The sequence below is a fragment of the Ruegeria sp. K5 genome, assembly GCF_056531805.1.
On sequence record NZ_JBQFML010000001.1, the window covers coordinates 979485 to 991138 of the forward strand.

The following is an 11654-nucleotide window of genomic DNA, read 5'->3' on the forward strand; positions in this document are numbered from 1 at the left end:
CAACGAGGACACATATGGACGATTTCCTTTACCAGGCTTCAATTTATCTGGCTGCCGCCGTGATTGCCGTGCCCCTGTCGGCACGTCTGGGGCTGGGGTCAGTGCTTGGATACCTGGCCGCCGGCATCATCATCGGCCCCATTCTTGGCCTGGTCGGCGCGGAGACCGAAGACTTGCAGCACGTGGCCGAGTTCGGCGTCGTCATGATGCTGTTCCTGATCGGTCTTGAGCTGGAGCCACGGGCCTTGTGGGACATGCGGGACAGGCTGCTGGGGCTGGGCGGGCTGCAAGTCTTGTTGTCAACTGCCGTCATCGCGGGCGTTGCCTTTTATGCAAATCACCCTTGGTCCGTCGCCTTGGCCGTGGGGTTAACCTTATGCCTGTCCTCGACGGCGATTGTGCTGCAAACCCTTTCGGAAAAGGGCCTGATGCAGACAAATGGCGGGCGGGCCACCTTCTCGGTACTGCTGACGCAGGACATTGCGGTCATCCCGATTCTGGCCATGCTGCCCCTGCTTGCCCTGCCCGCCATCCCTCATATCGAGGCTGACGGTTCGATCGATCGCGGCGCCGAGCATCTGCATGACGCCGGGCATCACAGCCTGTCTCTGGTCGAAGGACTGCCGGGCTGGGCGGTTACGCTGGTGACGTTAGGCGCAATCGCTTTTGTCATTCTGGCAGGCGTCTACCTGACCCGCCCGCTGTTCCGCTTTATCCACGCCACCCGCCTGCGCGAGATGTATACGGCGCTGGCGCTGATGATCGTGGTGGGCATTTCCTTCCTGATGACCCTTGTCGGCCTGTCGCCCGCTTTGGGTGCCTTTCTGGCGGGCGTTGTGCTGGCCAGCTCGGAATTCCGGCACGAGATGGAAAGCGACCTTGAACCCTTCAAAGGGCTGTTTCTGGGGCTGTTCTTCATCACCGTCGGGGCCGGGATTGACGTTGCCTATTTCTTCAACGACCCGCTGGACCTGATTGGCTTGGCCCTGCTGGTGATCCTTGCCAAGGGGATCATCCTGTATATCGTCGGCAAGGCCTTCAAACTGAAAGGCCGCGATCATTGGCTGTTCACCCTAGGTCTGGCGCAGGCAGGCGAATTTGGCTTTGTGCTTCTGGCCTTTTCGCGGCAGCAGAACGTCATCCCGCAGGATCTGGCCCAGAAACTGCTGATGATCATTGCCCTGACGATGCTGATCACGCCCCTGCTGTTCATCATCTATGACGTGCTGTCGCGCAAAATCGGCGAACCCACCACCACGATGGAACCGGATGAGATCGACGAGAGAGGCCCGGTGATCATCGCTGGCATCGGGCGGTTCGGTCAGATCGTCAACCGCCTTGTGGTGGCCAGCGGCTTCAAGACCATCGTTCTGGACCACGATATCGAAACCATCCAGTTGATGCGGCGTTTCGGCGTCAAAGGTTTTCTGGGGGATCCGACACGGCCCGAACTTTTGCGCGCAGCGGGGCTCGAGAAAGCCTCGGTTCTTGTCGCCGCAATGGATGATCGGAAAACGGTGACGCGGCTGGTCGGTTTTGCCAGAAGACAGCGCCCGGACCTGCACATCATCGCGCGCGCCCATGACAGAACCCATGTATATGAGCTGTATCAGGCCGGAGCCAACGACATTGTCCGCGAGATGTTCGACAGTTCCTTGCGTGCCGGGCGCTATGTTCTGGAGAATATCGGCCTCAGCGAATACGAGGCCGCGCAGGCCGAGCAGACCTTTTATCACCACGACCGGACGTCAGTGCGCGAACTGGCCGAGTTGTGGATTCCGGGCATGCCGACGGCCGAGAACAAAAAGTACATCGAGCGTGCGCAGAAACTGGAAAAGGATCTGGAAACGGCGCTTCTGGAACTGGCTGAAGAACACGCCAAGAAATCCGCCTGACCGGGGCCGCAGCCCGGGTCAGGCGCTTTGTTTATCCGTCCGAAACGCCTGCCTCGGCAAAGGTTGCCATGCCCGAATGGCAGGCAACCGCGCTTTTGAGGATGTTGATCGCCAGGGCTCCGCCCGAGCCTTCGCCCAACCGCAGACCAAGGCTCAGCAGGGGATCCTTGCCCAGCTTCGACAGCATGGCCCCATGCGCGCCCTCTGCGCTTTGGTGACCGGCAACCGCGTGATCCAGCGCCGAGGCGGACACACGCGCCAAGCACGCGGCGGCTGAGGTGCAGATAAATCCGTCCAGGATGACCGGAATACGCAGGACGCGCGCAGCGGCGATAGCGCCTGCCATTGCCGCTATCTCGCGCCCGCCGAGGCAGCGCAGAACTTCCAGCCCATCCTCGCCGGCATGGCGTGCCACGCCTTCGGCCACAACGCGGGTTTTGTTGGCAAGGCCCGCATCGTCAACACCGGTCCCGCGCCCGGTCCAGTCCGAGGCATCCCCGCCGAATAGCGCACAGGCAATGGCCGCTGCGGGGGTGGTGTTGCCGATCCCCATCTCGCCGACCACCAGCAGATCGGATTGCGGGTCCACGGCATTCCAACCGGTTTGCAGAGCGCTGAGCAGTTCGGCCTCGGTCATGGCAGGCTCTTGCGTGAAATCCGCCGTGGGGCGATCCAGTTCCAGCGCGTGGACGTCCATCTTGGCCCCCGCTGCCTTGGCCAACTGATTGATCGCCGCGCCGCCATGTTCGAAATTCATCACCATCTGAACGGTGACCTCGGGCGGAAAGGCCGAAACGCCCTGCGCCGTCACCCCGTGGTTGCCCGCAAATACGATGACCTGAGGGGCTTCAATTTGTGGCCGTGCATCCCCGCGCCAGGACGCGTACCAGATCGCCAAATCCTCAAGCCGCCCCAGCGCGCCGGGGGGTTTGGTCAACTGACCATTACGCTCGGCTGCTCCGGTCGCCGCGGCGGTGTCCGGTTCCGGCGCGTTGGTCAACGCTTCGCGGAACGTGTTCAAATCATTCAGTTCGGGCAGCATCAAAGCCTCATTGCATCAGAGTGGTCCTGTGTGTTTAACCGAAGCTGAGATACCAACAAGACCCCGAAAGGCGCGAGGGTGCATAAAAACGACACCAATCCGGTTTCCGTACGGGATATACCGCTGGCGCTGGTCCTGCTGACTCGCCTGCCCCTTCCCCGCTTGCCTAAGCATGTATTTGCCCGTCAGGCACAGGCGGTTTGGGCCTTTCCCATCGTCGGGCTGGTGATCGGCGCATTGGCCTGCTTTGTCGGCTGGATCGCGCTGACGCTTTCGGTGCCGCCATTCATTTGCGCCGCGTTGCTGGTGGCAACCCTGATCATGACGACCGGAGCGATGCACGAGGACGGGTTGGCCGACACGTTCGACGGGCTGTGGGGCGGGTTCACGCGCGAACGGCGGCTGGAGATCATGAAGGACAGCCAAATCGGGACCTATGGCGTGTTGTCCATGATTGGTTCGCAACTGATCCGCATTTCGGCAATCGCAAGCCTTCTGGCTGCCGGCGCGGTCTGGGGTATTTTGGCGGCCTGCGTGTTTTCGCGCGCTGTCATGCCCGTTCTGATGGCCGGGCTGCCGAACGCACGGCAATCGGGGCTAAGCCATTCTGTTGGCGCGCCGACCTTTATGGCCGTTGTAATTTCCTTGGGTTTGGCTCTTGCTATCGGTCTGCTGCTGATCGGTGCGCAATTCCTACTGCCTGCCCTGTGCGCGGCGTTGGGTGTCGCGGGGTTGGCGCTTGTCGCCAAAGCCAAGATCGGCGGGCAGACCGGGGATATTCTGGGCGCGTCCCAGCAACTGGCCGAGATCACTTTCCTGATCGCCCTGACCGCTTTGATCTAGGAAACGCCGCCCGTCTTGATGTGCAGGGTGCAACCGCAATGTTTGCAATGCACCGCGTCCGGGTCGTGCCGGTACAGGCCACAGCTGGGGCATTTGTGGCGCACTTTCTGCGGCATGAAGATCGCCTGCGCCAGCCGCACAAACAATGCCACGCCAACCACCATGATAAAAACCGAAAACAGCTTGCCCCACGGCGTGGACAGCGTGATGTCGCCAAACCCTGTCGTGGTCAGGGTCGCCATCGTGAAATACAGCGCATCAATATAGGGGTTTGGCGTGTTCTCGGGGATGAAGAACACCAGCACAGCGGTCGAGGTTGCAAAGACGAAAACCAGCAGGTTGATAGCTGCGATAACAGCGTCTTCATGCGTGCGGAAAAAGTTGCTGTCGCGCCGCAAATCGCGCAGCAGATGATAGGAATGGATCAGACGCAGGGCCCTGAGGATACGAAGGAATGCCAGATTGCCTGTCAGAAACGGATCAAGCACAAGCGATACGATCACAACAATATCGGCCAGCGTGTAAATCTGGCGCAGCAGCTTCCACCGGTCCTTTGATATCCACATCCGGGCTGAAAAATCCAGCATGATCAGCAAGCCAAGTATGATGCTGATCGCCGTCACCCATGGCCCATGCGGGAAATGGGCCGTGGCGACAAAAAACACGATTGTCGCCACGTCGAACAGGATCAGCCCATATCGGAACCAGACCGAAACCGGGTCCTTGCCAATGTAAAGAAACTTGACCGTCTGCTTCATCCCGAGCCTGTATCTGCTTGCATCTACAGCAAAACTAGCCGGTTTTCAGAAATCCACCAAGCAACGAAAAAGGCCGCCCCGGTGCCAGGGCGGCCTTTCCAATTCAAGCGTCGCAAACTTAGGCAGCGGCAGCGCGCGAGGTCAAAACGTCATCCACCTGCTTGGCAGCCGAAATCTCTCCGGCACCGGAAACGGCGGCGACTTCGCGGGTCAGACGCTCAAGCGCGGCTTCGTACAGCTGACGCTCGGAATAGCTCTGCTCGCGCTGATCGTCGGTGCGGTGCAGGTCGCGGACCACCTCGGCGATTGAAATCAGATCGCCCGAGTTGATCTTTTGTTCATATTCCTGCGCCCGACGCGACCACATGGCGCGTTTCACCTTGGCCTTGCCCTTCAGCGTCTTCATCGCCTGACTGATCACGTCAGGCGAGCTGAGCGACCGCAGACCGGATTCGGTGACCTTGTTGGTCGGCACCCGCAGTGTCATCTTGTCTTTCTCAAATGAGATGACAAACAGCTCGAGCGAGAAACCCGCGACGTCCTGCTCCTCGATCGAGATGATCTGGCCCACTCCATGGGCGGGGTAGACAACATAGTCGTTGGGGCGGAACTCAAGCTTTTTCGACTTTGTCATTCAGTTTATTCCTTGGTTACGGACCGGGACGCAGACGACAAAACGCCACAAGCGGGGTCTGGTTCAGCCCCGTCTGGCGGCATATTCGTCACAAAATCAGAACTCCAAAGCGAGCATACTTACGGAGTACATCCCAATCTCAGTCATCATGTAGGATCGGAGTATATCACAAAAATGCGACACCCGAAAGTTTACCTAAGGTAAAATTTCATTATTCGGCCTGTTTTCAACAGGCTAACCCGCGTTGGCGCTGAAATCACATCAACGCGGTTCAGGCGAATCGCTTAGCCGCCGTCGCCAGGAGCTTCAGAGAAATACTTCTCCATCTTGCCTTCTTCGCCATCCCGTTCTTCCGCGCCGGGCAGAGGGTCTTTCTTGGTCACGATAACCGGCCATTGTTCCGAGAACTTGCGGTTGAACTCGACCCACTGCTCCATCCCCGGCTCGGTATCGGGGCGGATGGCATCGGCGGGGCATTCGGGTTCGCACACGCCGCAATCGATACATTCATCGGGGTGGATGACCAGCGTATTCTCACCCTCGTAGAAACAGTCCACCGGGCATACTTCGACACAGTCGGTGTATTTGCAGGCGATGCAGTTTTCGGTGACGACATAGGTCATGGTGGGATTCCCATTAGCGGTTTGGGCGTCTAGCTAATTCAGTCTGCGCGCCTCTTCAAGAGAGGATCACCCTTTGTGGGTGCGAGAAAGATCAAGCGCGCGGCGTTCTTTCTTGGTTGGACGACCTTTTCCCTCATATCCCGGATTTTCAGGAGGGCTTTCCCGTTTTTCCGTCATATCGAAGTAAAGCGTTTGCGCCTCGGGGGCCGGACCGCGGCGTTCGCCCAGCTTTTCGACGCGTACAACCCGGACGATACGCCCCTGCGGGAAGGTCAGAACATCACCGGGCGCCACCGCTTGCGCCGGTTTCAGCACCCGGTTTCCGTTCAAACGCACGTGACCGCCGCTGACCTGTTTGGCGGCCAGGCTGCGGGTCTTGAAGAACCGCGCCTGCCACAACCATTTGTCGATCCGGAGCTTGGTATCAGTGGTCATGATGACCTTCAGGGTGTAAGTAAGTTGAATTTCAACAGCAGATCATAGCCGGTCATGATCACATTTATGAACAATGCCACAACGATTGTGGAAATATTGTCCCGCATGACCCCGCCAAATTCTTCGGCTGAAGATTTTTCGCAGGTTGCCAAAATGAAAAACAGACAAATGATCGCCGATATATTGAAGAAATTCACCGCGACGGCAATGAAGTCATTTTGGGTTTCCGTGACGCCGTTCCCGAATGTCCAAAAGTAGTAGACGGCCACTCCTATCAAGGCGGCCGCCAGGGAAATCGTCAGGGATTTTGGCATTTTGTCTTACTTTTGAGGAATTTCATTTGTCAGGACAACACCTGACACACCGGCAGCCGCACCCAGTAAAACCGCCAGCGCCATCGGGCCGGAAACAGCCAAAACTGCCGCACACGCGCCCAAAGCGGGAACCCCCCCGTTAACGATCATGTCGCGGGAGGAGAACTTCTTTTTAACTTTCTTACTTTGAGCGGGCATATCGCTATTCCACCTCAAATCCATCTGGCCTTTATGATATAGGAACCCTCTGGAAACCTGCAAGAAAAAACGCCAAAGGCTGGATAACGATCAGTTACCGTCCTTCAGGCCCATCAGCGCGGCAGCGAACGGGTTATCGGGATCGATGGCCTTTTCCTTTTTCGGAGGCCGCGACGAGAAGGTCTTGGAGCCTTGCGGCTTGCCACCTTTCTTGCCCTGCGGTTTGCCGCGTCCGTCCTGAGGCTTGCCGCGCGGTTTGCCCTTGCCCTGCCCCTGCTCGCGGCGCGGGCCACGGGATTGCTGGCGCTGGCGACCCCAGGTGAAGGTGTAGAAGACCTCGACCTCGGGTTCATCTGATGCGGGTGCCTCGGCTGCCGCCTCGGTGCTGTCGGTGGCCTCGGCTGACGCCTCGGCGGGTGCGGCGACCTCTTCCGCAACGGCTTCGGCTGCCGGGGTTTCTTCGGTGGCGGGTTGCTCGGTCGTTTCTGCCGCAGGCTGTTCAGCAGGCTGTTCGACGGGCGCAGGTTTGACTTTCTCGCGCTCGCCACGTTCAGCCTTGTAGCCCAGCCCCTGCATCAGGTCGGCAAACTGCTCCAGCGTCATGCCGGTAATCGACAGCATGTCGGGCTTGGCTTCGAACCCGCCCCGGCTGTCCTCGGCACGCAGCATGTCGGCCAGACGTTCCAGCATGTCGATCCGGATCGAGCGTTCGCCCGCGTCGCGGTAGCCGCACATGGTGTCATAGCCCTGCGGCGCATCCTTGGCGACCGGCACGGTGACCAGACCCGGAGGCGGTGCATCCGGAAACTCCTGCAGGCCTTGTGCCAACGCCCACAGAACCAGACGCAGGCGCGTCGGTGCGGGTTTCAGCAAGAGCGGCATGAAGATGGTGAACTGACCAAAACGGATGCCATGCTTGCGCAGCGCGCCACGGGCGTCCTGATCCAGATCCTTGACCTCTTGCGCGACCTGCGCGCGGGGCAGCACGCCCAGCGCCTCGACCATGCGGAAGGCAAAGCCCTTGGCCAGACCGCTCAGTTCCTCGTCCCGCGACAGGTTCAGCAGCGGCTCGAACAGCGCGGCAACCTTGCGGTCGATGAAATGCTGCAGGCGGCGCTGAACCTTCTGTTCCACATCGGGGCCTGCGGCCTCATCCACAAAAACCTCGACCACGGGTTTCAGGGGGTCAGCCCCGGCAACCAGTTTGCCGACAGCATATTCGCCCCACATCAGGCCACCCTGATCGGTGAAATCAATTTCGGTATCGGGCGCGTTGTAGAAGCGGTCGGCACGCAGATGGAATTGCGGCGCGAGTGCTTGCAAGGACGCCGATTTCAAAGCTTTCGCCTCGGTCCCTTGCGCGCTTTTGTCCGGCGAGAACCGGAACCCTTCCAGACGACCGACGAATTCGCCTTCGACGGTCACTTCACCCTTGTCATTTACTTCGGCCAAAAGGGCCTCCTTCTGTTTGAGCCGGCGCAGCAATACGGATGTACGCCGGTCCACAAATCGTTGGGTCAGACGGTCATGCAGAGCGTCCGACAGCCTGTCTTCTACAGTGCGCGTCTCATCACGCCAATGCGATTCGTCGCGTACCCAGTTGTTTCGTTGCGCAACATATGTCCAGGTGCGAATATATGCCAACCTTTTGGACAATGCATCGATATCGCCGTCGGTCCGGTCAATCCGGCGGATTTGCCGCGCCATGAAGTCGTCGGGGATGCCTCCGCGTTCGTGCAGGTGGCCATAGATCACCTCGAGCAGGCTAGCATGTTCGGCATGGCTGATGCCGCGGAAATCGGGGATTCGGCAGACATCCCACAGCAGGCGGATCGACGGACCATCACTGGCGCGGGCCGCCACTTCGGTCACTTGCGACAGCGACTTGACCACGTTCAGGTCGTCGGCAGGCCGCGCCTTGATCAGGTGTTCGTCATTCGGGCTGACCTCAAGCGAGTCGATCAGCGCGTCAACTGAGCCGAACCGCAAAGCGGCATTCCGCCAGTTCAGCTTTTTCATCGGCGTGAAACGGCTGTCCATGATCGCCTGCGCAACGCCTTCGTCCAGCGGCGGGGCCTCTCCGGTCACGCCAAAGGTGCCATCGGACATGCCGCGCCCTGCCCGACCTGCGATCTGCGCCAACTCGTTGGGCGCAAGGGGGCGCATCCGGCGGCCGTCGAATTTGGTCAGGGACGAAAACGCCACATGGTTCACGTCCAGATTGAGGCCCATGCCAATGGCGTCAGTTGCGACCAGATAATCAACCTCGCCATTTTGATAGAGTTCAACCTGTGCGTTCCGCGTGCGCGGGCTGAGCGCGCCCATGACCACAGCAGCCCCGCCCTTTTGGCGGCGCAAAAGCTCGGCGATGGCATAGACGTTATCGACCGAAAAGCCGACGATGGCGCTGCGCGCGGGCATCCGGCTGATTTTCTTGGATCCGGCATAGACCAGCTGCGACATGCGTTCGCGGCGAACGAACTGCGCCTCTGGGACCAGCGCTGCAATTGGCCCGCGCATGGTGTCCGAGCCCAGAAACAGCGTCTCATTGGTGCCACGCGCGCGCAGCAGGCGGTCGGTGAACACATGGCCGCGTTCGGGGTCGGCGCAAAGCTGGATTTCATCGATGGCCACGAAATCGGCGCCCATGCCTTCGGGCATCGCCTCGACCGTGCAGACCCAGTACTGCGCGCGCGGCGGCACGATCCGTTCCTCGCCCGTGACCAGCGCCACGACCGAGGGGCCACGAATGGCGACGATCTTGTCGTAGACCTCGCGCGCCAGCAGGCGCAGCGGCAGGCCGATGACACCGGTGCGGTGCCCCAGCATGCGTTCGATCGCGTAATGGGTTTTGCCTGTGTTTGTCGGGCCAAGTACGGCCACTATTCGGGATGACCCGCTCACCTTTGCCCCCTGCCCCGGTTCGTCAGAGCGCTGAGCCCTCGACCTGAGGCTTCAGTCGATTCACGGCATTGGTTACTTCTTCGTGGTGCGGATGTATAGCCAGCGCGCGCGAATAGGCATCGAATGCCTGTTCGGGCTTTCCAACGACCTCGAAAATCAGACCCAGACCATAGATCGCTTCGTAATTGTTGGGGTTCAGGGTCAGGGCATATTCCAGATCGGCCGCAGCCATACCGAACCGTTCTAGCCCAAAAAACGCCGAGGCGCGCAGATGCCAGCCTTCCGCGAAATTGGGCGCGTGATCCGTCAGAGCGGTCAGATGCTCGATAGCTGCGTCAACGTCGCCCTCATCCAACGCGTCGCGCCCGCGTTCCAACAGCAGATCCGCCGAGGCCGACCCCGATTGCGACCACAGCGCCTGCAACTGCCGATCAAGGCCAATGGCCTGCTCGGGCGTTGATTGCGCCAATTGTTGCAGCAACTGCGACTCATCCCGGGAATCGGCCTGCTGAGCGGCAGAAACTCCGGAAAACATGACTAGTACGGCAAGTGCCGCAACGGTACCTTTGAGATTGATCATTGCAATGCCCATAACAATCGTCAGTGTAGCGTTGCGACCGCGGATGTCCATTCACGGCGCACTAACTAAATGAGGAACACCATGAGCGAGATTCTTGAAAAGGCGGCAGCCGCACTAAACGAAAAACTGTCGGGTGGCGCGTTTGACGCCTCGGCCAAGTTTGCGATTGCCGAGCACGGCGCCATCGTTCTGGATGCAGACGGCGCACGCGTCAGCGATGAAGACGCAGATGTGACCCTGACCGCCGATGCTGATACGTTCGAACAAATCCTCAGCGGTGAATTGAACCCGACGGGCGCGTTCATGTCGGGCAAACTGAGCGTGGACGGTGACATGGGCATTGCCATGAAACTTGCCTCGGTGCTGGCCTGATGGAATTGTCGCCGGCCCCCTTGTTCGAAGATGTGGCCGGCGGTCCTGCTGGTGGTGCGGCCCATTGGCTGCACACCGCAGATCAAAAGCGTATCCGCGTGGGCCATTGGCGGCCCGAAGGCAATACGCACGGCACGGTCTTCATGTTTCCGGGCCGAACGGAATATATCGAGAAATACGGCAGCACAGCGGGTGAGTTCGCAGAACGCGGTTTTGCCATGCTTGCCGTCGACTGGCGCGGCCAGGGTCTGGCGGATCGCCTGCTGGACAACCCGCGTGTGGGTCACGTCGACCACTTCCCGGACTATCAGCACGATGTGAATGCGGTTTTGGATCTGGCGACACAGCTTGACCTGCCGAAACCCTGGTATGTCATCGGCCACTCGATGGGCGGTGCCATTGGCCTGCGTGCGGTGATCGAGAAGAATTGCTTTGCCGCGTGCGCCTTCACGGGGCCGATGTGGGGCATTTTCTTCACGCCGATCATGAAACCGCTCAGCCGTGTCACCGCGTATTGGGGAACGGCCCTTGGGTTGGGCGAACGGACGCCGCCGACAACTTCGCTGGACAGCTATGTGTTGACGCAACCGTTCGAGGGCAACGTCCTGACCCGCGATCCGGTCATGTACAAGATGATGCAGGATCAGCTAGAGGCGCATCCCGAACTGTCGCTTGGCGCACCGTCAAACCTGTGGCTGCGCGAGTCACTGGACGAATGCGCCTGGTTGATGGATCAGCCTGCCCCGGACACAGCCTGCCTGACTTTTTTGGGCAGTCACGAACAGATCGTGGATCGCAAGGCAATCCGTGCGCGTATGGCCAACTGGCCCAACGGGAAGCTGGTCGAGATACCGGATGGCGAACACGAGGTTCTGATGGAGGCCCCCGACGTGCGCGGACCGGTTCTGGACCAACTCGCGGCGCATTTTCTGGCCAATCAATCCAACGGTACACCCTAGCCCCCACTTGTATTGATTACCTGTGTGCAAACTGGCCGCTTGTGATCCCCGCGCGCCAGCCCTAGATGTTTGCCAAAGCAGTCTTCAAAAGGTGATC

13 protein-coding genes are annotated in these 11654 nt (G+C 59.8%); 4 read left to right on the top strand and 9 right to left on the bottom strand.

The annotated features are described in order from the left end of the window. Positions 1-14 precede the first annotated feature (14 nt). Positions 15-1895, top strand: a complete 1881-nt coding sequence (locus ACR0MO_RS04930; RefSeq protein ID WP_170451356.1) for a monovalent cation:proton antiporter-2 (CPA2) family protein — start codon at positions 15-17, stop codon at positions 1893-1895. A 31-nt stretch (positions 1896-1926) separates the two neighbouring features. Here the strand turns inward: ACR0MO_RS04930 and cobT are convergent, their stop codons facing one another. Continuing rightward, positions 1927-2937 carry a nicotinate-nucleotide--dimethylbenzimidazole phosphoribosyltransferase gene (gene cobT, locus ACR0MO_RS04935; RefSeq protein ID WP_480889966.1) on the bottom strand — a complete coding sequence of 337 codons (1011 nt, stop codon included), beginning with the start codon at positions 2935-2937 and terminating at the stop codon, positions 1927-1929. 78 nt (positions 2938-3015) lie between these two features. Between cobT and cobS the strand changes: the two genes are divergently transcribed. After that, complete coding sequence (cobS, locus tag ACR0MO_RS04940) at positions 3016-3780, top strand: adenosylcobinamide-GDP ribazoletransferase (RefSeq protein ID WP_480889967.1); 765 nt, start codon at positions 3016-3018, stop codon at positions 3778-3780. On the opposite strand, the gene ACR0MO_RS04945 is transcribed toward cobS, so the two are convergent. From ACR0MO_RS04945 to ACR0MO_RS04980, 8 genes are all read right to left on the bottom strand, one after another. Next, complete coding sequence (locus ACR0MO_RS04945; RefSeq protein WP_170451362.1) at positions 3777-4538, bottom strand: potassium channel family protein; 762 nt, start codon at positions 4536-4538, stop codon at positions 3777-3779. The two genes, cobS and ACR0MO_RS04945, sit on opposite strands and share 4 nt — an antisense overlap. Positions 4539-4656: 118 nt before the next feature. Continuing rightward, the gene (locus ACR0MO_RS04950; protein WP_170451364.1) at positions 4657-5172 is read right to left on the bottom strand and encodes a CarD family transcriptional regulator; all 516 of its coding nucleotides are present in this window, start codon (positions 5170-5172) and stop codon (positions 4657-4659) included. Between the two features lie 284 nt (positions 5173-5456). After that, on the bottom strand, positions 5457-5795 hold the full coding sequence (fdxA, locus tag ACR0MO_RS04955; RefSeq protein ID WP_480889970.1) for a ferredoxin FdxA: 339 nt from the start codon (positions 5793-5795) through the stop codon (positions 5457-5459). 66 nt (positions 5796-5861) lie between these two features. Continuing rightward, on the bottom strand, positions 5862-6230 hold the full coding sequence (locus tag ACR0MO_RS04960; RefSeq protein ID WP_170451368.1) for an RNA-binding S4 domain-containing protein: 369 nt from the start codon (positions 6228-6230) through the stop codon (positions 5862-5864). Between the two features lie 8 nt (positions 6231-6238). Next, positions 6239-6544: a hypothetical protein gene (locus ACR0MO_RS04965; RefSeq protein WP_170451370.1), complete on the bottom strand. Its 306-nt coding sequence runs from the start codon at positions 6542-6544 to the stop codon at positions 6239-6241. Positions 6545-6550: 6 nt separating this feature from the next. Then, positions 6551-6742: a hypothetical protein gene (locus ACR0MO_RS04970; protein ID WP_170451372.1), complete on the bottom strand. Its 192-nt coding sequence runs from the start codon at positions 6740-6742 to the stop codon at positions 6551-6553. 90 nt (positions 6743-6832) lie between these two features. After that, positions 6833-9646, bottom strand: coding sequence for a helicase-related protein (locus ACR0MO_RS04975; RefSeq protein ID WP_480889973.1), 2814 nt, complete (start codon positions 9644-9646; stop codon positions 6833-6835). 22 nt (positions 9647-9668) lie between these two features. Continuing rightward, entirely contained in the window at positions 9669-10277 is a 609-nt protein-coding gene (locus ACR0MO_RS04980; RefSeq protein WP_480889975.1) for a tetratricopeptide repeat protein, read from the bottom strand. A 30-nt stretch (positions 10278-10307) separates the two neighbouring features. On the opposite strand from ACR0MO_RS04980, the gene ACR0MO_RS04985 reads away from it, so the two are divergent. After that, positions 10308-10598: an SCP2 sterol-binding domain-containing protein gene (locus tag ACR0MO_RS04985; protein ID WP_170451378.1), complete on the top strand. Its 291-nt coding sequence runs from the start codon at positions 10308-10310 to the stop codon at positions 10596-10598. Next, the gene (locus ACR0MO_RS04990; protein WP_480889977.1) at positions 10598-11557 is read left to right on the top strand and encodes an alpha/beta hydrolase; all 960 of its coding nucleotides are present in this window, start codon (positions 10598-10600) and stop codon (positions 11555-11557) included. Before ACR0MO_RS04985 ends, ACR0MO_RS04990 begins: the two co-directional genes overlap by 1 nt. Positions 11558-11654: the final 97 nt, after the last annotated feature.

Bases quoted from the DNA above. Each gene is read 5' to 3' on its own strand.
- ACR0MO_RS04930 (WP_170451356.1), top strand. From the start codon at position 15: ATGGACGATTTCCTTTACCAGGCTTCAATTTATCTGGCTGCCGCCGTG.
- ACR0MO_RS04985 (WP_170451378.1), top strand. From the start codon at position 10,308: ATGAGCGAGATTCTTGAAAAGGCGGCAGCCGCACTAAACGAAAAACTG.
- ACR0MO_RS04990 (WP_480889977.1), top strand. From the start codon at position 10,598: ATGGAATTGTCGCCGGCCCCCTTGTTCGAAGATGTGGCCGGCGGTCCT.
- ACR0MO_RS04960 (WP_170451368.1), bottom strand. From the start codon at position 6,230: ATGACCACTGATACCAAGCTCCGGATCGACAAATGGTTGTGGCAGGCG.
- fdxA (WP_480889970.1), bottom strand. From the start codon at position 5,795: ATGACCTATGTCGTCACCGAAAACTGCATCGCCTGCAAATACACCGAC.
- cobT (WP_480889966.1), bottom strand. From the start codon at position 2,937: ATGCTGCCCGAACTGAATGATTTGAACACGTTCCGCGAAGCGTTGACC.
- ACR0MO_RS04950 (WP_170451364.1), bottom strand. From the start codon at position 5,172: ATGACAAAGTCGAAAAAGCTTGAGTTCCGCCCCAACGACTATGTTGTC.
- ACR0MO_RS04970 (WP_170451372.1), bottom strand. From the start codon at position 6,742: ATGCCCGCTCAAAGTAAGAAAGTTAAAAAGAAGTTCTCCTCCCGCGAC.
- ACR0MO_RS04980 (WP_480889975.1), bottom strand. From the start codon at position 10,277: ATGGACATCCGCGGTCGCAACGCTACACTGACGATTGTTATGGGCATT.
- ACR0MO_RS04965 (WP_170451370.1), bottom strand. From the start codon at position 6,544: ATGCCAAAATCCCTGACGATTTCCCTGGCGGCCGCCTTGATAGGAGTG.
- ACR0MO_RS04945 (WP_170451362.1), bottom strand. From the start codon at position 4,538: ATGAAGCAGACGGTCAAGTTTCTTTACATTGGCAAGGACCCGGTTTCG.